Origin of the sequence: Paenibacillus sp. BC26 (assembly GCF_900116125.1) — a bacterium.
GTDB lineage: Bacteria > Bacillota > Bacilli > Paenibacillales > Paenibacillaceae > Paenibacillus_Z > Paenibacillus_Z lignilyticus.
Genome location: NZ_FPAD01000003.1, coordinates 573,231 through 595,193 on the forward strand (window position 1 = coordinate 573,231; position 21,963 = coordinate 595,193).

At 53.9% G+C, this 21,963-nt stretch carries 21 protein-coding genes; all 21 read left to right on the forward strand.

Annotated elements, in window-relative coordinates:
- The first annotated feature begins 4 nt into the window (after positions 1–4).
- Entirely contained in the window at positions 5–1,732 is a 1,728-nt protein-coding gene (locus BM412_RS23510; RefSeq protein WP_091223835.1) for a sensor histidine kinase, read from the forward strand.
- 62 nt (positions 1,733–1,794) lie between these two features.
- Positions 1,795–3,345, forward strand: coding sequence for a response regulator (locus BM412_RS23515; RefSeq protein WP_091223837.1), 1,551 nt, complete (start codon positions 1,795–1,797; stop codon positions 3,343–3,345).
- Between the two features lie 147 nt (positions 3,346–3,492).
- Positions 3,493–4,737 (forward strand): M24 family metallopeptidase, encoded by a 1,245-nt coding sequence (locus BM412_RS23520; protein ID WP_091223839.1) that lies wholly within the window; start codon positions 3,493–3,495, stop codon positions 4,735–4,737.
- A 230-nt stretch (positions 4,738–4,967) separates the two neighbouring features.
- A complete protein-coding gene (gene uxuA / locus BM412_RS23525; protein WP_091223841.1) occupies positions 4,968–6,014 on the forward strand; it encodes a mannonate dehydratase in 1,047 nt (348 codons plus the stop codon).
- A gap of 14 nt (positions 6,015–6,028) precedes the next feature.
- Complete coding sequence (locus BM412_RS23530; RefSeq protein ID WP_091223954.1) at positions 6,029–6,898, forward strand: sugar phosphate isomerase/epimerase family protein; 870 nt, start codon at positions 6,029–6,031, stop codon at positions 6,896–6,898.
- Complete coding sequence (locus tag BM412_RS23535) at positions 6,895–8,067, forward strand: Gfo/Idh/MocA family protein (RefSeq protein WP_091223843.1); 1,173 nt, start codon at positions 6,895–6,897, stop codon at positions 8,065–8,067. Before BM412_RS23530 ends, BM412_RS23535 begins: the two co-directional genes overlap by 4 nt.
- Positions 8,068–8,103: 36 nt before the next feature.
- Complete coding sequence (locus tag BM412_RS23540) at positions 8,104–8,907, forward strand: sugar phosphate isomerase/epimerase family protein (RefSeq protein ID WP_091223845.1); 804 nt, start codon at positions 8,104–8,106, stop codon at positions 8,905–8,907.
- Positions 8,894–9,979 (forward strand): Gfo/Idh/MocA family protein, encoded by a 1,086-nt coding sequence (locus BM412_RS23545; protein WP_091223847.1) that lies wholly within the window; start codon positions 8,894–8,896, stop codon positions 9,977–9,979. Before BM412_RS23540 ends, BM412_RS23545 begins: the two co-directional genes overlap by 14 nt.
- Positions 9,980–10,068: 89 nt before the next feature.
- On the forward strand, positions 10,069–10,938 hold the full coding sequence (locus BM412_RS23550; RefSeq protein ID WP_256256542.1) for a helix-turn-helix domain-containing protein: 870 nt from the start codon (positions 10,069–10,071) through the stop codon (positions 10,936–10,938).
- A gap of 39 nt (positions 10,939–10,977) precedes the next feature.
- Positions 10,978–11,754, forward strand: coding sequence for an SDR family oxidoreductase (locus BM412_RS23555; protein WP_091223849.1), 777 nt, complete (start codon positions 10,978–10,980; stop codon positions 11,752–11,754).
- A gap of 102 nt (positions 11,755–11,856) precedes the next feature.
- The gene (locus BM412_RS23560; RefSeq protein WP_091223958.1) at positions 11,857–12,783 is read left to right on the forward strand and encodes a LysR family transcriptional regulator; all 927 of its coding nucleotides are present in this window, start codon (positions 11,857–11,859) and stop codon (positions 12,781–12,783) included.
- Between the two features lie 209 nt (positions 12,784–12,992).
- The gene (locus BM412_RS23565; RefSeq protein ID WP_091223851.1) at positions 12,993–13,859 is read left to right on the forward strand and encodes a transporter substrate-binding domain-containing protein; all 867 of its coding nucleotides are present in this window, start codon (positions 12,993–12,995) and stop codon (positions 13,857–13,859) included.
- 30 nt (positions 13,860–13,889) lie between these two features.
- Positions 13,890–14,672 carry an amino acid ABC transporter permease gene (locus BM412_RS23570; RefSeq protein WP_091223853.1) on the forward strand — a complete coding sequence of 261 codons (783 nt, stop codon included), beginning with the start codon at positions 13,890–13,892 and terminating at the stop codon, positions 14,670–14,672.
- A complete protein-coding gene (locus BM412_RS23575; RefSeq protein WP_091223855.1) occupies positions 14,669–15,379 on the forward strand; it encodes an amino acid ABC transporter permease in 711 nt (236 codons plus the stop codon). Before BM412_RS23570 ends, BM412_RS23575 begins: the two co-directional genes overlap by 4 nt.
- Positions 15,376–16,128, forward strand: a complete 753-nt coding sequence (locus tag BM412_RS23580; protein WP_091223857.1) for an amino acid ABC transporter ATP-binding protein — start codon at positions 15,376–15,378, stop codon at positions 16,126–16,128. Before BM412_RS23575 ends, BM412_RS23580 begins: the two co-directional genes overlap by 4 nt.
- Positions 16,129–16,149: 21 nt before the next feature.
- A complete protein-coding gene (locus BM412_RS23585) occupies positions 16,150–17,160 on the forward strand; it encodes an LLM class flavin-dependent oxidoreductase (RefSeq protein WP_091223859.1) in 1,011 nt (336 codons plus the stop codon).
- A gap of 36 nt (positions 17,161–17,196) precedes the next feature.
- Positions 17,197–18,348, forward strand: coding sequence for an amidohydrolase (locus tag BM412_RS23590; protein ID WP_091223861.1), 1,152 nt, complete (start codon positions 17,197–17,199; stop codon positions 18,346–18,348).
- A gap of 58 nt (positions 18,349–18,406) precedes the next feature.
- On the forward strand, positions 18,407–19,417 hold the full coding sequence (locus BM412_RS32945; protein ID WP_091223863.1) for a GNAT family N-acetyltransferase: 1,011 nt from the start codon (positions 18,407–18,409) through the stop codon (positions 19,415–19,417).
- A gap of 19 nt (positions 19,418–19,436) precedes the next feature.
- Positions 19,437–20,765, forward strand: a complete 1,329-nt coding sequence (locus BM412_RS23600; protein WP_091223865.1) for an LLM class flavin-dependent oxidoreductase — start codon at positions 19,437–19,439, stop codon at positions 20,763–20,765.
- Positions 20,766–20,949: 184 nt separating this feature from the next.
- Complete coding sequence (gene sigY / locus BM412_RS23605) at positions 20,950–21,495, forward strand: RNA polymerase sigma factor SigY (RefSeq protein WP_256256543.1); 546 nt, start codon at positions 20,950–20,952, stop codon at positions 21,493–21,495.
- Positions 21,488–21,874, forward strand: coding sequence for a DUF5345 family protein (locus tag BM412_RS23610; RefSeq protein WP_091223867.1), 387 nt, complete (start codon positions 21,488–21,490; stop codon positions 21,872–21,874). Before sigY ends, BM412_RS23610 begins: the two co-directional genes overlap by 8 nt.
- The last annotated feature ends 89 nt before the right edge of the window (positions 21,875–21,963 follow it).

Sequence of the window (21,963 nt, forward strand, 5' to 3'; positions counted from 1 at the left end):
CGGATTGAATCCTCGCTTCGCGCTTGGTTCGCGCGCCAAATTGATTCTGCTTTTGTTCATACCAAGCACGTTGTTCGTATTTTTCGTCGTGCAGATCGCCAAGGACTATACGCTCGGTTTCCTCAGGGAAACGCAGAACGAAGCACTTGCCGGCATGTCCAGTCAGGTCACGCACTTGATCTCCATCTATAATAGTGAGATTACCTACAACATGCTGGAGATGGAGCAGACGATCAAGCAGGAAGGCGGCGCCGGCGATAATCTTAGCCGTTCCATGCATACCGCCGCGCAAATCCGCTCGGACTTTGTTCGAGGCATCGTTTATATTCGTAAGGATGGCGTCATTACAGGGTATCCGCAAAATTTCTGGGGCAATTTCTCGGAGAAGGAAGAGCAGCTTGTGCGGAAGCAGGCGGAAGAGAGCCGAGGCGTGTTCGAGTGGTCGGATACGATCCGCTCCGATATCGGCCGAACGGGGGCATACGGCCCGACCAGCCTGGTAACCAAAACGGTTTTCGACGAAGAGGGGCATACGTCCGGCTATCTGGCGTTTCTGGTAGATTTGTCTGGATTTCTGGATCGAAGCGCAGCCTTCGCCGGCAGCTACGATACGCAGACGCTGCTCTATGGCAGCGACAATCAATTGATAGATTACATCTGGGCAAGCCCGTCAACGCAGTTCAGAAGAAAGCTCGTTGAGGAGAAGAACGTAGAGACGCTGCCGCAGGCACTGCGGTATTTCAAGAAAGCCGGCGTCTATCATTCCGTCTCGTACATGAATACGAACCTGAAGTGGAAGGTCATCGTCGTTGGCGACGTCAACAAGCTGGAGAACCGGTTCAAGCCGCTCGGGCAGATCGCTTGGTCGCTGCTGTTGTTCGGTTTGATCGGGTTTCTGGGTATATATATTACGGTCTCTTGGTGGTTTACGAGGCCGATTCTCGCATTGACCAAAGGGATACGGAAGGTTGCCAGAGGCGATCTGGAAGCCAAGGTGCAGGTGAAGCAGCGCGATGAGTTAGGTGAGCTGGCAAATCAGTTCAACCAGATGACGGGCAAAATCTCCGATCTTGTCATCGGCCTTCAGCGAACGGAGGAAGCGAAGCGTCAATCCGACATGCAGGTGCTACTGTCGCAAATCAATCCGCATTTTCTGTACAATACGCTGAATACGATCGACATCATGATTGACGTCAGCCCCAAGCCGGAGCTGCACGAAATGATGGAGGTGCTGTGTCGGCTGCTCCAATACAGCCTGGACGACAACAAACAGCCGCCGCTGGCAGAGGAACTGCGGTATGCAAGCGACTATTTGCATATCCTATCCGTTCGTTACGGCAACCGCTTTCATTTCCGTATTGGATCCGCGCCGCCGGAGATTGCACAGATGCCGGTAATGAAGCTGGTACTGCAGCCGATCGTTGAGAACGCGGTGTTCCACGGCCTGCATGCACTGGAAGGACGGCAAGGCGAGCTTGACGTCTCGGTTCATATCGAGGAACGAGCGGTAGCGATTTACGTGCGAGACAATGGTGTCGGCATTCCGCCTGAGAGGCTGGAATGGCTGCGGCAGGCATTGCGGGAAGACGTAGACCCGGGCAGCGAGCGCGGCATCGGAGTGCTGAACGTTCATCGGCGGATCCGGCTTCATTTTGGAGAACGCTACGGTTTATCCATCCGCAGCGAATTCGGTGAAGGAACGACCGTCGTCATTCTACTGCCACGCTTGTAAAAGAACTCCCGAATCTGTGAGAGTTTGACTCCATCAAATTCCCTATTACAGGAGGTTAGCGCATGCATGAACCTACTTTTCGCCTGCTAATCGTCGATGATGAACCGCTAGCCAGGATGCGAATTCGTTCATTTGATTTGGCGGCCCGCGGTTACGAAATCGCCGGGGAAGCGGAGAACGGCGAGCAGGCTTGGCGGATGATAGAGAAGCTGCAGCCGGATATTGTGATCGCCGATATTGGCATGCCGATACTGGATGGCCTGGGCTTATTAAAGCGAATCCGCGGCATGACATCGCCGCCGGCAGTCATCCTCTTAACCTGCTTCGAGGATTTCGAGAAAGTGCAAAGCGCGATGCGATACGGTGCGGTTGATTATTTGACCAAGCTGCTGCTCAGCGAGACGGAGTTTATCTCCTGCCTGGATCGGGCGGTCGAGGAAATCCGCAAGGCGCGCATGCAGAAGCATTGGACGCTGCGGCAGCTGCTGCAGGATTTGCTGCTATCGGGAGGCACATCGGCATCGGCGGATGCACTGGAGTATGAATTGTCGGCCTTCAAGCAATTTAGGCTCGGGCTGTTGCGGTTTCCCGGTGACGTCAAGCATGATGCGGCGAGGATGATCGAAGCCTATGAGAAGGAATTCGCCCCGTATGCCTCGTTCGTCATTCGGCTGACAGGGCCGCTGTGGGCGGTGCTGATCGCTTCGAGCGAGACGAACGGCAGCGCGGATTTCAATGCCTGGACGATGCAAACCTTGAAGCAAGGCTATGATGAATGTTTGAATCGCGATTTAGAGCCGCTTCAATCGCTATCGGGCTTTAAGTATAAATTGGCTCAGCTGCCGGATGCGCTCGTAACCTGCCGCAAGCTGCTCGAGCAAGCTTTCTATGAGCCTAAAGGGTGCGTCATCGTCGGTGAAAACAGTGCGGAAGGCGAGACTTCATCATCGTCGAATGCCAGACTGAAGACGCTCTATACCGATATCAAAAAGACTGCGGAAGAGGACGATGCCGCAGCACTTGCGACGCTGCTGACTTCGTGGCGCGATGAGATCGCCATGTATTCGAAGCCTGGCACCGAACAGCTGAAGCATGCCGGCTTCGAGCTTAGCAGCTGCTTCCGGGAGGACTTTGATTTGGAGACGGAGGAGAGGGCGGTTGCTGCTCGCGAATGGATTCTTTCCGCGATCGAAACCTGCGAGCATGTTAGCAGCCTCTCCTCGATCATCACACAGTTGATCGAAAGCTTAAATCGCCGGACAATGCCGACGCACCGCTGCCGGCAAGAAATCCGCGAGGCCATCAAGTATATCCGCAGCAACTATCAGGAGGATATCGATCTGGTTACCGTTGCCAGACAGGTTAACTTGAGCCCCAGTTGGTTCGGAACGCTGTTCCGCAATGAAACGGGACACAGCTTCCTCGATTACCTCCAAGACTTCCGACTGGAGCAGGCGAAGGCCATGATGGCACAGTCGGATCTCAAAATCTATGAAATCTCCACCTTAGTCGGGATTGCGAATCCGAGATATTTCTCGCGCCTGTTCAGCGATAAATACCGGATCAGCCCGCAGGATTACCGCAGCAAGGCGAGAAGCAAGCTGCTGGGATGACCCGCCGTATAGTCCATAATCAATCAAATAGACGATCGAAAGAACAGCGGAGCTTTCCGGCAAGTTGACGGAGCCGCTGTTCTTTTGTTGTAATGGAGGAAATAAGCTTGGAGCAAGGAGCGGTTGAGAGTGCAGGTGAACAGTGGAATGGCAGAAACGGTACAGGTAAAGCATGACGAAGTCGCGGAGCGCATTAATCGGCTGCAGCAGCTAATGACTCAAGCGGGCATCCATGCTTTTTTGGTCACGCAGCATGTGGACCTTTATTATTTTACGGGCTCGATGCAGGCCGGATACGCCTTTATCCCGGCTGAAGGGACGGCCGTGTTCTATGTGAGACGCAGCGTGGAGCGGGCTGTACAGGAGTCGGCCGTTCAAGTGCGGGCGTTGAACTCGCTGCGCCAATTCCGCGCTCAGCTGGAGCACGACCATCCTGCCGTGTTTGGCAGCGGCAGTGGCAGTGGCACCGGCGCTCAAGCGGTGAAGATCGCAACGGAGATGGATGTGCTTCCGGCATCCACCTATGCCAAGCTGGCTGAAGTACTGGCGGGCAGCAGCAACGATTGCTCGCTGATAGACGGTTCGACGCTTGTTCGGCGAGTGCGGATGGTGAAGTCGTCCTGGGAAATAGGCCGGATAGAAGCAGCTGCGCAGGTTGTCGCGGAAGCATTGGAAGCTGCTGTCGGCATTATTAAGGAAGGCCTTACGGAGCTCGAGCTGATGGCTCGAATCGAATACGAAATTCGCATTCGCGGTCATCTTGGATTGATGCGTACACGCAGCTACAACATGGAGATTACAACCGGCATGCTCGGATCAGGGGCGGCGGCTGCCGTTCCGAGCGCATTCGATGGACCGGCAGGAGGCCTGGGCCTCGGGCCGGCTTTCCCGCAAAGCACCAGCCGCAAAGCCATCGGCAGAGGAGAGCCGATTCTCATTGATATCGGCTGCTGCATCGATGGCTATATAATCGATCAGACGCGAACGGCTGTCATCGGCAGTCTGCCCGATGATTTGGCCGAAGCCTATGCGCAGGCGGAGCACATCATTCGCCAATCGGAAGTGCTGATGCGTCCGGGCACTTCCAGCGAATCGATCTATGCAGCGGCGTTGAAACAGGCTGCCGATGCCGGACTCGCCGATCACTTTATGGGCTATGGCATCAATCAGGTCAAATTTCTCGGTCATGGCATCGGGCTTGAAGTGGATGAGTGGCCGGTGCTTGCAAAAGGGTTCGGCGATCCGCTCGAAGCAGGCATTACGCTTGCGGTAGAACCGAAATTCACTTTCCCGGGACGCGGTGTCGTCGGCATCGAGAACAGCTATCTCATCACCGATACCGGCTGCCGACCGCTCACAAGATCGCCCGAAGGGCTGATCATTATCCCTTAAAGGCAGAAGCTGTTTGCGAGTCAACGATAAGTTGCTCGCAGGCAGCTTCTTTGCGTTTCCGGCCCTGGCCAGCTTGACTCAGATGCGGTACTTCTCCATTAGATTTAACTGTGGTTAAGGTAATCGGTAAAGCCGATTTCTATTGGACCGCGCTGTGCTACAATAATGCTGAATCTATATGCCAATAAGCGGAAATCGACCAATCTACCGAATCCAAGAGGTGCTGTACGATGAAAATGACGTTTAGATGGTTTGGCAATGACGACCCGGTCACTTTGCAAAATATCCGCCAAATTCCTGGGATTCACGGGATTGTTACCGCACTTTACGATGTGCCCGTGGGTGAAGCTTGGCCGATGGAATCCATCAACCGGTTGAAAGAAACGATCGAAGCCGCAGGGCTGCGGTTGGCCGTGATCGAGAGTGTTCCCGTACATGAGGACATCAAGCTGGGACGACCTTCGCGTGACCGACTTATTGAAAATTACAGTCAAACGATTCGCCGCCTTGGCGAAGCCGGCGTACCGGTCATCTGCTACAACTTTATGCCCGTGTTCGACTGGACACGCTCACAATTAGCTTACGCATTACCCGATGGGTCCACGACCTTGACGTTCGAGGACGAAACGATTTCCCGCATGGATCCGGTGAACGGCGACTTGTCGCTGCCGGGCTGGGATCAAAGCTACACCAAGGAAGAGATGGGCCAGCTCATCGACGCTTACGCCGAAGTAACGGAAGACGTGCTTTGGAGCAACCTCGCTTACTTTTTGGAGCGCGTCATTCCTGTCGCCGAAGAGGCTGGCATCGTCATGGCCATTCACCCCGATGATCCGCCATGGCCAATCTTTGGCTTGCCGCGTATCGTAAGCAATTTCCGTCAATTGAAGCGTCTGACCGAACATGTGAACAGCCCGTCGAACGGCATTACGTTCTGTTCCGGCTCGCTCGGCGCCAATGAAGATAACGACTTAACCGCGATCATCCGCCATTTTGGCTCACAAGGTAAGCTGCATTTTGCCCATACCAGAAACATCCTGCGTACCGGTCCACGATCCTTCCAGGAATCGTCGCATCGCTCTTCCGACGGCTCCATCGATATGGTGCGGATATTGGAGGCATTGCACGAAACCGGATTTACCGGTCCGCTTCGTCCGGATCACGGCCGAATGATTTGGGGCGAGCAAGGCCGTCCCGGCTACGGGCTCTATGATCGGGCGCTTGGCGCCACGTATTTGAACGGGATTTGGGAAGCGATTTCAAAAACAAGGAGCTGACCGCAAACCATATGCTGAAATTATCCGTATTCACGGTAGCGACGCCGGATCTCACGCCGGAGGAGCTGTGCGAAGCAGCATCGGCTGCCGGTATCAGCGGCATCGAATGGCGCTGCAAAGACACCCCGGCAGCGCTCCGCAAGGAAGCGCCTTCTTTCTGGGGAAACAATATCTGCACGCTCTCGCAGCATGCAGAGGAGGAAGAGATCAGCCGTTTCGAACAAGCGGCGAATCGCTCCGGCATGAAAACCATTTCCATTACGCCTTATATCCAATGCGGCGATATCGAAAGTACAGAGCAGGTCATGCGGCTTGCGAAACGTTTTGGCGCATCGATGATTCGCGTCGGCGTTCCCGGCTACAACCGCACCCGCAATTACAACGAGCTCTATGAGGAAGCGATCGCGTACCTCAAGGTGGTAGAGCAGCTGTCTCGCCATTATGGCGTCAAAGCGCTGGTTGAAGCTCACCACGTGACAATCGCGCCAAGCGCATCCCTCGCGCACCGGCTCGTATCGCCTTTCGATCCGGATTGCATCGGCGTGCTCTATGATCCGGGCAACATGGTATACGAAGGCTACGAGAATTATAGAATGGGCATGGAGCTGCTCGGTCCGTATTTGGCGCATGTTCATGTCAAGAATGCGGGCTGGCAGCCGCCTCGCACCGAGTCGTCCGATCCCCTGCAATCCCAAGAATGGTCTTGCAGCTGGAGCCCGATTGCCAATGGTCAAGTGCCATGGAAACAAGTACTCCGCGACCTGAAGGCGGTCGGCTATGACGGCTGGTTCGGCGTTGAGGATTTCAGCACTACCTTCGAGACAAGAACGATGCTTCAAACGTATGCCAATCAAATGAAAACGTGGATGGAGGAGATCGAATGAAACAGCTGCGCTACGGGATTATCGGAATCGGAAACATGGGTTCAGGGCACGCAAACATCTTGACTTCAGGTGCAATCAAGGGGGCTGTGCTCACCGCGGTTTGCGATGGATTCGAGAGCAAACGGGACTGGGCCAGAGAGAAATTCGGCGATAAAATCGCGGTGTTTGAGAACGCGGAGACGATGATTGACTCCGGCCTTATCGATGCCGTTGTCGTGGCTACGCCGCATTACGATCATCCTACGGAAGCGATTCAAGCTTTCAACAAAGGCATGCATGTACTGATCGAGAAGCCTGCCGGCGTCTACGCCAAACAGGTGCGGGAGATGAACGAAGCGGCTGCGGCAAGCGGCAAAACCTTCGGCATCGTCTACAACCAACGGATGAACCCGCTCTATCAGAAGCTGCGCGAAATGATTCAATCCGGCGAGATCGGCGAAGTCCGCCGCATCAACTGGATCATCACGAACTGGTACCGGACGCAGGCTTACTACGACTCCGGCACTTGGCGTGCAACGTGGGGCGGCGAAGGCGGCGGCGTACTGATCAACCAATGCCCGCATAACCTCGATTTGTGGCAGTGGACAACAGGCATGATGCCAACCCGCATGCGCGCATTCTGCCAATTCGGCAAGAATCGGAATATTGAAGTTGAAAACGACGTGACGGCTTACGCCGAGTACGAGAACGGGGCAACGGCGGTGTTCATCACATCCACCTCGGATGCGCCGGGCACGAATCGCCTTGAAGTATCGGGAAGCCGCGGCAAAATCGTCATCGAGAACGATAAAATGACCTTCTGGCGTCTGCGCGAGGAGGAAGCTGCCTTCAACGCCCGCAACACGGAACCGTTCGCTTCGCCGGAATGCTGGAAGATCGATATCCCAAGCTCAGGTCCGAGCCCGGAGCATGCAGGTATTTTGCAAAACTTCACGGATGCCGTTCTGCTTGGAACGCCGCTCGTTGCGCCGGGCGAAGAAGGAATCAAAGGCTTAACGCTCTCCAATGCGATGCATTTGTCCACTTGGCTGGACGGCTGGGTCGATCTGCCGCTGGATGAAGCGCTGCACGAAGCCGAGCTGAATAAACGAATCGCAAGCTCCACATATCAGAAGCCATCGACGGCTGCCGCAGAGACCAAACCGGCTGATCTGACAGGGACGTTTTAATAGATTCATTTCATCCAATGAGGGAGAGTGAACCACTTGTATAAGAAGCAAATCGCAGCACAACTATACACGCTCCGTGACTATTGCAAGACTGCCGAAGAGCTGGACGCCGCGCTGAAGCGGGTCAAAGCCATCGGCTACGAGGCGGTGCAAGTTTCCGGCATCGGTCCCATCGCGCCGGATGATGTGAAACGCATTTGCGACAGCCACGGCTTGGCCATCTGCGCCACTCACGTGCCCACCGGCCGTTTGCTGAACGATCTGGACGCGCTTATCGCGGAGCATCAAGCATGGGGCTGCAAATATGTCGGCATCGGCTCCATTCCGCCGGAATACCGGAATGACAAAGTGGGCTACACGGCCTTTGCGGGCATCATGAACGAGATCGGCGATAAGCTGGCGGAAGCCGGGCTGGAACTCATCTATCACAATCATAAATTCGAATTCGAGAAGTTCGAAGGCAAGACCGGCATGGATTGGCTGCTTGATGCCAAGGACAGCCCGAGCGGCGCATTTAGCTTCGAGCTGGATACGTACTGGGTGCAAGCCGGCGGAGCCGACCCTGTCAGCTGGATCATGAAGGTTGCGGATATGAAGGTCGTTCATCTCAAGGATATGGCGATCGTGGGCGACCAGCAGGTATTCGCCGAAATCGGCGAAGGCAACCTGAACTGGCCGGCGATTATCGAAGCTTGCCGCGAAACGGGCGTTGAATGGTATGTCGTGGAGCAGGACACCTGCCCGGGCGATCCGTTCGAAAGCCTGGCGATCAGCTACCGCGCGCTGCAGCAGCTCGCATATCAAACGGAAGAGGAGCTGAAGGGCGATGTCAGGGTTTAATCGCAGCGACGGCATGAACTATGCGCCGGTAGCGATCAAGAAACCGGAACCGGTCGTTGGCATCGGCGAGTTCGTATTCGCCGCCATGGGCCTCGACCACGGGCATATCTACGGTCAGACGAACGGTCTCCTCGAAGCGGGCGCAACGCTCAAATGGGTATACGACCGCGATCCGGCTAAGGTCGAGCAGTTTCTGAAGGTCTACCCGCAGGCGACGGCTGCCGCCTCGCCGGAGGCGATCCTCGAAGACCCGCAGGTCAAGTTGGTCGCGTCAGCCGCCATTCCATCCGATCGTGGCCCGCTTGGCGTCGCGGTCATGAAGCACGGCAAAGATTATTTTACCGACAAAACCCCGTTCACCACGCTGGAGCAGCTCGCCGAGGCACGGGAAGTCGCAGCGGCGACGGGACGCAAGTACATGGTCTATTACAGCGAACGGTTGCACAACGAAAGCGCGATCTATGCCGGCAAGTTGCTGGAGGAAGGCGCCATCGGCCGAGTCGTGCAGGTAATCGGCACAGGCCCGCACCGGTTGAATAAGCCATCGCGCCCTGATTGGTTTTTCCGCAAAGAACAGTACGGCGGCATTCTATGCGATATCGGCAGCCATCAGATCGAGCAGTTTCTGCACTTCGCAGGCTGCAAAGACGCGACGGTTGCTAGCAGCAAAGTAGCCAACTACAACAACCCGGACTACCCGGAGCTGGAGGACTTTGGCGATGCAACGCTCATCGGCGACAACGGTGCGACGAATTATTTTCGCGTGGACTGGTTAACGCCGAACGGACTTGGCACTTGGGGCGACGGGCGGACGATTATTCTCGGTACGGACGGCTATATCGAGCTGCGCAAATATATCGACGTGGCCCGCGATAAGAGCGGTGATCACGTCTTTCTGGTCAACCACGAAGGGGAGCATCACTTCTCCGTTGGCGGCCAGGTGGGATTCCCGTATTTCGGCGAGCTGATTCTGGATTGCCTCAACCGGACGGAGAATGCGATGACGCAGGCACACGCCTTTAAGGCGGCGGAGCTCTGCATGCTCGCGCAAAATAAAGCCGTCCGTTTGTAAAGGAATCTATACAACGGTGATGTGCGACATGGTAAAATCATTTCATTAGGATGCGCCATGACGAGGCGCCTCAAATGGAGGGGAACTGTGTGCCGCTCACGATGCAATGGCAGCAGCCGATTGAGCTGATGTACCGGAACGACGAACCGTATCCGGGCGCTCAATTTCATTCACATGCCTTTTATGAGATGTACTATTTTCAGGAGGGCGAATGCAATTATTTGATCGGTGATAAGCTGATAACGCTCCAGCCCGGCGATTTGATTCTCATGCACGGCATGACGCTTCATTGTCCGAACCCCGCACCGCATAAGCCTTATATTCGTACGATCATACATATGGATCCGGCTTACATCCATAAAGTGCTTCAAGCGGATACGGCGGCGATGCTGCTGAAGCCGTTCGATGAGCTGCGCAATATCCGCATTTCCCTAAGCAAGCAGGATCAAGCAGAGCTTGAAACGCTGCTCGCGGAGATGGATCAGCTCTATAAGCGGACGAACGAGGCGGGCGTGCGAACGGCCTATAATCGGTTTGTCATGCGCGTTATCGAGCTGCTGCATCTCATACGGGACTGGTGCAGCGAGCCGGTATATGAGCGGGAGCATCGTTCCCAGAAAGAGCAGCATGTGCAGCGCGTCATCTCTTACTTGGAGGATCATTACCTCGAGGAAGTGACGCTCGATCATATTGCCAGTGCGCTCCATTTGACGAAACCTTACCTGTCCAACCTCTTCAAAGACGTTACCGGCACAACGGTATTCAAATACTTATATAATCGGCGGATCAATCAGGCCAAAATGATGTTTCGGCTCGAGCCCAGGCAGTCGGTTTCGGAGGTGTGCCGCGCTGTAGGGTTCCACCATCTGCCGCATTTCAGCAGATTGTTCAAAACCACGGTCGGCGCAAGTCCGGAGACGTACCGGAAGCGAATGCTCCAGCTCGTTGCCGAAAGCTAAAGCCCTGCGTGCGCCGCCGCACATACGGAGGCGTTCACTATCGGAAGCTCATTGTTTGATTTAACGGGCCGTACGGCGGTCATTATTGGCGGAACAAGTACGCTCGGCAGCGTCATGGCCGAAGCGATGCTCGACCATGGTGCGCATGTGGCGCTTGTCGTCCGCAGCAAGGAAAGAGCGGAAGAGAAGCTGACGCATCTGATAGAAACCGGCAGCGCGATGCTGTTTGAGGCGGATGCGGCGGTGAAATCGGATCTCGAGCGCGTGCTCGGCGAGATCAAGGATTGGTCCCCAACCGGCCGAGCGGATATTCTGCTGCATGCGGCTGGCACGAACAGTGCGACGCCATTCTTTGATATTACGGAAGAAGAATGGGATCGCATCATGGACGTCAACGCGAAGAGCGTGATGTTAGCCTGTCAGGTGTTCGGCCGATCGATGATCGATGCCGGCCATGGCGGCAGCATCATCACGATCAGCTCCGTCTCTTCGGGACCGCCGCTCTCCCGCGTGTTTACGTATTCGGCTTCGAAGCATGCCGTAAACAGCATGACGCAATTTTTGGCGCGCGAATTCGCGCCGCACGGCGTGCGCGTCAACGGCATCGTACCGGGGTTCTTCCCGGCGGAGCAGAACCGCGCCATTCTATCGCCGGAGCGGGTGGAAAGCATTATGAGCCATACGCCGATGAAGCGTTTTGGCGATCCGAAGGAGCTGCAAGGGGCGGTCGTATGGCTGGCTTCCGAGGCAGCTTCCGGCTATGTCACGGGCTCGCTGATTCGCGTAGACGGCGGCTTTGGGGCGATGACGATTTAAAGGCAAATACGGCTTGTTCCGCATCGCATGCGGAACGGCCTTATTTTTTATAAATATTCCACTTTACAATATTACAATTCCGAGTTATCTTATTGGTTAAATATGCATTGGTGTGCTCTCGATTCGGAGGTGGTTACCGTCAACATAGAAAATATCGAAGCGTTTGTGTACGTCATCCATTGCGGAAGCTTTAATAAAGCCGCAGAAGCTTTATTTTTATCGCAGCCCTCTGTTACGGCACGCATCCAATCACTGGAGCGTGAATTGGATTGCAAGCTGTTCGACCGGAACGGCAAACAGATTCAGATTACGGAAGAGGGAAAACGTTTCCTGCCGTACGCGCAGCAGCTCTTGCTGACTTACCAGAAGGGGAAGCTGAACATTAGCCGCAAGAAGATGCCGGAGGAAATCAGGATCGGCTGCACGGTATCCGTATCGAACTACATCATCCCGCAGCTGATGCCAAGGCTTCAGCGCACATTCCCGAATATCTACTACAAATTCGTGACAGGCACTACGGACGAAATTGTCTCCAAAATACTGAGCAAGGAAGTCGACGTCGGCTTCGTTCGCAAAGTCAATCATCCCTCCCTTCATTCCGTCAAATTTTACGAAGACCCCATTTCTCTCTATGCCTACGAGGATCATCCATTCATCGGGAGAACCAACCTCGCCGTCGAAGAGATTGCGCTGCAGCCGCTCGTCTTCTTCGAATGCGGAGCGCTCGACTGGCTCAGAATCCACCGGGTATTCGAGCATTTGGAGCAGCCGCCCAACATACGGATTCAGACGGACAATTCGGAGATGGCCAAGCGGCTCGTCATAGGCAAAACAGGGATTTCGTTCCTTCCGGGTCTAAGCGTGCGGGGGGAGGTAGCCCAAGGAAAGCTGATTCCGCTTCGAGTTGCGGAGACGGAAGGGATATCGTTGCAGACGAACGTCATCTCCTGCCTTGGCGAGCACACGCAATTATTTACGGAGATCATGGAAATAGGCAAACACTTATTCGACGAGCAGGAAAAGGGCTGAACTAGTTGTCGCGAGACAGGGTCAGCCCTTTCGTTTTATCTATTCACTTAGTAAAAGAATAGGAATTATCGGAATTTGTGATCCACATATTGAAAAACTCTATTAGACGATGATTGAAGGGGATGATATCGTTAATCTCAACATTAATTCTTACTTAACCACTAGGAATTATAAGTTTAAATGATCGACCACAAAACGGAGGGGTTCCCATGAAAAAAACGTTCGTACTGGCAGCAAGTCTTACTCTGATTCTCACATTGTCGGCTTGCGGTACCAAGAATAATAACGCAGCCAACGCAGGCACAAACAATGTCGCGAAAGACACCACGGCCGCGGCCAACTCCGAAGCGCCGAAAGAAGTTAAGAAGATCGTAGTAGGCACAGGCAATCAGTTCCCTAAGGTTGCTTTCGTTGACGAAAGCGGCAAACTGACCGGCTACGACGTTGAATTGATCAGAGAGATCGATAAGCGTCTTCCCGAATACGAGTTCGACATTCAAGTCCTGGAATTCAAAAACATTCTACTAAGCCTGGAAACGAAAAAAATCGATTTGGCCGCGCATGAATTCGAGAAAAACCCCGAGCGCGAAGCCAAATACTTGTTTAATAAAGAGTCCTATGCGCACTGGAAAAACAAAATCATCGTTTCCAAAGACAACAACGATGCGATTGAATCTCTCGACGATCTGAAAGGCAAAAAAATATTCACGACGGCTACGAGCGCCGAGGCGACGATTCTGGAGAACTACAACAAAGACCACGACAATGCGCTTAAGATCGTGTATTCCAGCGGGGCGGCGAATGACGCTTTATCCCAGATTACATCCGGTCGCGTTGACGCTACCGTAGGCGCGGACTTCGTGCTGCCGATCATCGATCCGGAAGGCAAGCTGAAAACCGTCGGCAAAGAGCTTAGCGAAGCGGATATTCTGTTCTTGTTCCGCAAGAACGATCCGGAGCAGCAGACGCTGGCGAATGCAGTAGACCGGGCGATTCTGGAAATCAAGGCGGACGGCACGTTATCCAAAATCAGCAATGAGTGGCTTGGATTCGACGCAACCGTATCTGAAAAATAGACACTAATCAAGAAAGGGTGAGGTCGGTCTATGGGTGCTCCATTCGATATCGCCTATGTTGTCGAATATTTCTGGAAGCTGCTTCCGTTTATACGGATTTCGCTGATTATTGTAGCGAGCTCCATCTTGGTCGGGCTGGGCGTCGGCTTTCTCGTCGCCCTTCCCCGGCTGTACCGGGTGCCGCTGCTGCAGCGGGTTTCCCAGCTCTATGCCTCTTTTTTCAGAGGAACGCCGATTATTATTCAGCTGTTCTTGATCTATTACGGCTTGCCGGAATTGCTGAAAGCCGTGCACATAGACGTAAGCAAGGTGTCGGCTTTGTACTTCGTTATTCTGGCTTACGGGCTGCATAGCGGAGCCTACATTTCAGAAGGAATCCGAGCTGCGGTGTCCGCCGTCGACCGGGGCCAAGTCGAAGCGGCTTACGCGGTTGGCATGACCGGATACCAGGCTTTCACGCGAATCGTATTCCCTCAAGCGCTGGCCATCTCGATTCCGATTCTGGCTAACTTGGTTATCGCAACGCTGAAGGACACGTCGCTTGCCTTTACGCTCGGCGTTATGGAGCTTACGGGGAAATCGCAGACGCTGCCCACGATGTCCAGGCATTTGTTTGAAAGCTATATTGCGTTGGCTATTATCTATTTCATCATCAGCTTCTTCTTGGAGAAATTGTTCTATTACACGGAGCGCAGGCTGTTGAAGCATGAAGCGGCGATCGCGACCGCCGGCAAACTCCCAATGGGCAAAAAAGGGCTGAATCGGTTGTTGAACGCGAAAGTAGCATGGGGTAAAGGAGGCACAGGCGTATGACATTGGATTTTGCGTTCATCTGGCAAGCCTTTCTGCTGCTGCTTCCGGCTATTCCAAACACGATTTATATTACGGTCGTCTCCGTTGGCTGCGGATTTATCATTGGCCTGATTGTTGCGCTGTCACGCATTTTCGCCATTCCCGTACTGAGCCAGATCGGTACGGCTTACGTTACGTTTATTCGGGGAACGCCGATGCTGACTCACTTGCTCCTGATTTATGTCGGATTGCCCATGATCGTCGATAGTTTGGCCGACAAGTACCATTGGTCGTTCCACTCGGTTTCGATTCCCATGATCGGTTTTGCTTATCTCTCCTTCTCGATCACCGCAGGCGCTTATTTATCCGAAGTCATTCGTTCCGGTATTCTCGCGGTCAATAAAGGACAGATGGAAGCAGCCCATTCGATCGGGATGACCACATTTCAGGCGCTGCGCCGAATCGTATTGCCGCAAGCCTTCGCGGCTGCGCTTCCCAATTTATCGAACAGCTTAATCGGCATGCTGCACGGCTCCACGCTTGCTTTTACCGTATCGGTTGTGGAAGTGAACGCCAAGGCAGACATTATCGCAACGACGAACTGGAAGTTTTTTGAGGCTTATCTTGCCGCGGCGCTTATCTTCTGGGGCCTTACCATTCTGATTGAACGAGCAACTGCGTTGCTGGAGAAGCGCATTAACGCTTATAACCGCGGGGGTGTAGCATGATCAAGCTTACGAATATATCAAAGTCTTTCGGCCGTAACGAAGTGTTGAAAGGAATCGATCTGACCGTTCAGAAAGGCGAAGTCGTTGCCATTCTCGGTCCCAGCGGCTCGGGCAAAACGACGCTGCTCCGATGCATCAATTATTTGGAGAAGCCGAGCGACGGGGAGATTTCGATCGACGACTTTAAGGTGAACTGCCGGAAACCATTGAAGAAGGATATCCATACCTTGCGGGGGAAAACCGCGATGGTGTTTCAAAATTATAATCTGTTTCGTCATAAGACAGCCCTTGAGAACGTGATGGAGGGGCTTGTTATCGTCAAGAACATCCCGAAAGAGCAAGCTCGCCAGAGGAGTATCGAGCTGCTGGAGAAGGTAGGGCTCGGTAACAAGTTGGATTCTTATCCGAGCCAGCTGTCCGGAGGACAGCAGCAGCGCGTTGGCATTGCAAGGGCGCTTGCCTTGAATCCGGACGTGATCCTGTTCGATGAACCGACCTCTGCGCTTGATCCCGAGCTCGTTGGCGAAGTGCTTGCCGTCATCCGCAAAATAGCCAAGGAAGGGATTACGATGATCATCGTCACGCACGAGATGGGCTTTGCCCAAGATGTCGCCAATCACGTCGTGTTTATGGACGAAGGCGTTATCGTCGAAGAAGGTCCTCCTAATCTTATCTTTCAGTCGCCTAAGGAAGCTAGAACGAAACAATTTCTGGCGAGGATAACGCCGGAGAGCGCATATTCCATTTAAACGAACGGAGTTGGAAGATACATGACATTGAAATTCGGCATTTTGGACCAAAGCATCGTTTTCCCCGGACAGACGCCGGCGGAAGCGCTGGGCAATACGATCAAGCTGGCTCAATTGGCGGAGAAGCTTGGCTTCGAACGTTTCTGGGTGTCGGAGCATCATGATTCTCCGCAGATGGCCGGTGCATCGCCGGAGGTGCTGATCTCGCATCTGCTCGCTCGCACGAACACGATTCGTGTCGGGTCTGGCGGCGTCATGCTGCAGCATTACAGTGCTTATAAAGTCGCGGAGAACTTTAACGTGCTGGCCTCGTTGGCGCCTGGACGGGTCGATCTAGGCATCGGACGCGCGCCGGGCGGCTTGCCTCGTTCCACGAAGGCGCTGCAGAAAGGCTTGAGCGAATCCGAATCGCTCGATAGCAAGCTGAAAGAGCTGGAACAATTGCTCCATGGCTCGTTCGGTGAAGACCATGTGCTTGCGGGACTTCAAGCGAACCCATTGCCGGTACAGCCTGCTGACATCTATTTGCTCGGCACGAGCATTGCAAGCGCAAAGCTGGCCGCCGAGAGAGGGTATCCATACGCCTTCGCGTTATTCATCAACAACGATCCGGAGGCGGCTCGACAGGCCTTTGAGATCTACCGGGCACATTTCAATAGGGATCATGGGGGCGAACCCTATGCCATCCTTGCGTTGTCCGTCATCGTGTCGGATTCCGAAGAAGAGGCTGCCGAGCTCGCCGGTCATTTCAAGAACGTTCGGGTTACGCTGGCTAGCGGCAAGGTCGTAAATGTCGGTTCGCTCGAGCAGGCAGAGGAATTCGCCAAGCAAGCCGGCGAGACGTACACGGCTGAAATTCGCGAAGCGGACATTACGAGGGGGACGAAAGACACGGTTAGGAAGCGGCTGTCGGAGCTTCGCGATACGTATGACGCGGATGAGCTGATCTTTACGACGATCATCCCCGACTTCACCAAGCGAGTAAGGAGCTTCGAGCTGCTCAAGGAAGCCTTCGAGGAACAGCCGGTTTAACGCTAACGCTGCTGGGAATGAGGAGAGAAAACGAAAATGAATATTCAGTCAGAGGGCAAGCTCCAAGAGCGTTTGGTTGCTTATAGACGTCATTTGCATGCGAATCCCGAGCTGTCTAATGAAGAGTTTGCGACAACGGAGATCCTTCGCACCTGGCTTGCGGAGTCGGATATCCGTATCGCGGATTATCCGCTGAGAACCGGGCTTGTCGCTGAGGTAGGCGGTTATCGCGGAGGGCCGATCATCGCCATTCGCGCGGATATCGATGCTTTGCCGATTCAAGAGGAAACGGGGTTGCCCTTCGCTTCTAAAGTCCCCGGCGTCATGCATGCCTGCGGCCATGATTTTCATACGGCCGTCTTGCTCGGCGCGGCGCTTTTATTGAAACGGCGGGAGCGGGAGCTGGAAGGGACGGTAAGGCTGATCTTCCAGCCTGCTGAGGAGAAGGCGAAAGGCGCTTCGCAGGTCATCGCAAGCGGAGCGCTCGAAGGCGTGCAAGCAGTGTTCGGCTTGCACAACAAGCCGAACTTGCCGGTAGGCACGATCGGCATCAAAGGCGGGCCGATCATGGCAGCGGCGGACGGGTTCGTCGTCGACGTTGAAGGTCGCGGATCGCATGCCGCCGTACCGGAAGCGGGACTTGATCCCATCGTCGCCTCCGCCCATATTATTACGGCGCTGCAGTCCATTGTCAGCCGAAACGTAAGCGCGCTCGATAGCGCGGTCATCAGCGTGACTCGCTTGAACAGCGGAACGGCTTGGAACGTTATCGCGGACAAAGCCGTCTTCGATGGCACGCTGCGCACGTTCAGTGAGCAAGTCCGCGATCGCGTGCGCACGCGGTTCGAGCAAGTCGTCGTCGGTGTAGGAGCAGCGCTCGGTACGAAAGCGACGGTCAAGTGGATTAGCGGCCCGCCTGCCGTCGTGAACGATCCGGCCTGGGCTGAGCGAGCCGCCAAGGCTGCCGAATCGCTGGGTTTGACGGTCGTGGAGCCCGCGCCGTCGCCGGCCGGGGAAGACTTTGCTTTCTATTTGCAGGAGACGCCGGGCATATTCTTTTTCTTAGGCACATCCGGCCCGCAAGAGTGGCATCATCCTGCTTTTGACGCGGATGAACGCGCGTTGTCGATCGGCGCTTTGTTTTTCGAGGCGCTGGCAGTGAATGCTCTTCGCTCAATAACGGTTTAAGTTTGAACACGGGTTCTCTTGATTGCGAGAGAGGCGTACCACAAGGAGGAGAGTTACGATGAGTCAAAGCAAACTGCAAGATCTCGTTCAAATCGACCACTACCTGCATACTTACGAACAACTGCAGCAAGCGATCGAAGGGCTGTCCGATGAGCAATTGCGCTGGAAGGCGGCAGAAGATAAATGGAGCATTACCGAAGTTCTCGGCCATTTGGCCGACCACAATATCGTCGTATCGTTTCGTATTCGCGAGATTTTGTCCGATTCTGTGGTGCAATTGCCTGCGTTCAATCAGGACCGCTGGGTAGCGGGGCAGAAGACGAACGAGGGAAATGCCGCGGATATCTTGACGTTCTATAACCACCTTCTGAACTATAACCGGTTATTGTTTCACCGTCTGACGATCGAAGATTGGAACAAGTCGGGGATTAATTTCAAAGGGGAAAGCGTAACGATCGCTGCCATTGTCCAGTCTTTCATTTCTCATGTTCAGCTCCATTTGGGTCAGATTGCAAGAATTAAGCAGGAAGAATCAGACTCGCAAAATAGAGTGATCATTCGCCAGGCGCGGTCTTCCGATCGCGATGCGGTCGTTCAAGTTCTGTTAGATGCCTATCAACAATATGAAATTACGCTCGATAGCGCACGCTGGGAGCAGTATAAAGAAAATATTTTGCAGGCCATCGATTCCCCGACGACGAAGTCGAGGCTCGTCGCGGAGTTGGATGGACAAATCATGGGCAGCGTGTTCATTTATGAGTCGTCGGAGTCGGCATACGGAGCGCCGGGTTTAGAAATTCACAGTCCAATTATTCGGCTGCTGGGCGTAAGTCGGCAAGCGCGTAGACGAGGAATCGCAACGGAACTCATCCGCGAGAGCGCTAAGTTGTCACTGGATTGGGGAGCTGACACGCTCTATCTGCATACATCGGACCTTATGGATTCCGCGGTTCGGTTATACGAACGGTTGGGATTCGAGAGAGCATTCGATAAGGAGTTTCGGAATGGAGATATCTTAGTCAAGAGCTACCGGCTTCGGCTGAAGGAATCGGCTTTATTACAATCCTAAACGTAGGGAGGAATTAGACATGGCGAACAGCAAAAAGTTGAAACTAGGCGCAATCATTCACGGGGTTGGCGGCAATGTGTCCGCGTGGAGGCATCCGGAGGTACCCGTGGACGCAAGCGTGAACTTTGAATTTTACCGGAAACAAGCGCAAACAGCTGAAGCGGGCAAGTTCGATCTCGTTTTCATCGCGGACGGTCTTTATATTAATGAAAAATCGATCCCTCATTTTCTAAACCGATTCGAGCCGATTACGATCCTTTCCGCGCTTGCGGCGGTCACTTCCAAGATCGGACTTGTCGGCACACTATCGACTTCGTATAGCGAACCTTTTACCGTTTCACGTCAATTCGGCTCCCTTGATCATATTAGCGGAGGACGCGCAGGCTGGAACGTTGTTACTTCCCCGCTTGAAGGCTCGGCCAAAAACTACGGGAAACCCGAGCATCCGACGCATGATGAACGGTATAAGATCGCCGAAGAATTTCTGCAGGTATCACGCGGCTTGTGGGATTCATGGGAAGACGATGCGTTCGTTCGGGATAAAGCATCCGGCGTATTTTTCGACCCTTCCAAAATGCATCGTCTCGATCATACAGGGGAGTATTTCTCCGTGCAAGGACCGCTGAATATCGCGCGTTCCAAACAGGGACATCCGGTGATCTTCCAAGCCGGTTCGTCCGAGAGCGGCAGGAAATTGGCTGCAAGCAGCGCGGATGCCGTATTCACCGGGCATGAAAATATTGAAGAAGCGAAGGCCTTCTATAAGGATGTCAAAGATCGCGCAGTCGCGCTGGGCCGCTCGCGGGATGATATCGTGATTTTACCGGGCGTCGGACCCATCATCGGATCGACGGAAGAGGAAGCCGAGCGTAAGTATTTGGAATACGCGAATTTGGTGACGATCGATAAGGCGCTCGAATATCTCGGAAGATTTTTCGATCACCATGACTTCTCCCAATATCCGCTTGACGAGCAGTTCCCTGAGCTGGGGGAACTCGGCAAAAACAGCTTCCGCAGCGGAACGGATAAAATCAAGCAATTGGCGCGCGAACATAACTTGACGCTGCGCGAAGTGGCGATTCGCACGGCGACGCCGCGCAGCGAGTTCATAGGGACGCCTGAGAAAGTCGCTAATTTGCTCCAACGCTGGCATGAAGAGGAAGCGGCAGACGGCTTTATTCTGTACGCGCCGACACCGGACGCCTTGCGCGATTTCGTAGAGTCGGTCGTACCGCTTCTCCAAGAACGCGGTATCTATCGGACGGAATATGAATCGGATACGTTACGCGGAAATCTGGGGTTGCCGGTGCCGGAGAATCGGTATTCGGCCGCGGCTAAAGTGAATTAATAATGAAAGGCCATCCAAGCGGATGGCCTTTGCTGCGTCTTGGCACTGCATTCGCTTTATAATTTGATGAGGATGCGAGAAAGTTTTTTTTGAGAAGCAAGTGAACAAAAGAGCAACCTTCAGCGTCATATTGGCGAGACTGAAGGAAAGAGGCTGAAATTCGGCAGCAAGCGAGGAGAACACGATGATCGGGATGGAACAGCTGGGAGATGAAGCGCAGCTGGTGAAACGGGCAGTTCGCGGCGACGATCATGCGCTGTCGACCCTGCTGCGCAGCCATTACACCTTGTTATACCGGTATATGCTGAAAGTAACCATGAACAAGGCGATGGCCGAGGACTTGGTGCAGGATACGATGCTGAAGGCCATTGAGAAGATCGGCATGTTCCGGCAGCAAAGCAAATTTTCAACATGGCTGATATCGATCGCAACCCGGCGCTATATCGACGAGATGCGCAAGCAGCAGCGAGAGCAGAAGTGGCAGACGCAAGAGCAGGCGCTGCAATCCATACGGTTTCATGCTGCGATGCAGCAGCAGGAATGGCCGCATACTCTCGATGCGCTTGGTGAGTTATCGTATGAGATCCGTGTGCCTATTTTGCTCAAATATTATTATGGCTATGCTTACGAGGAAATTGCCTCATGGCTCGACATTCCAGTCGGTACGGTGAAGTCGAGGCTGCATAACGGCCTGAAACAGCTGAGGAAGGAGCTTGACGAGGATGAATAGAGACGAAGACGGTAAGCAAGGCAAGAAAAAAAGGGATATCGGCGATCATCAAGAGGAGCAGCAGATTAAGCAGATGCTCGGCGTTCATCTGGAAGAATGGGATCGCTCTATACAGCCGGCTGTTCCATCTGTCGAATCGATTACGAACTTGGTTCGTGAACATAAGAAGGAGCTTAACAGCCGCTATCGGCGGGAGCTGGTATTGTTCTGGCTGGTCAGCGCGTTCGTGCTTAGCGGCTTGCTGCTGCTGTGGTTGAGCAGCGTCATGGTATTCGTGGTTATCCAAATTTTAGCTTTTGCGGCTGCGGCAGTATTTGTCTTCCTATTCATGATCAAAGGCAAAGAAGGGCGGCGTCCAAGATGGTCGGATGGGAAATAGCATTAGTAGTCGCTGTCGTTGGTCTATTGGTGTGCCAATCCTCCTGGCTGTTTAAGGATGCAAAGAAACGGAGCCGATATCCATGGTTT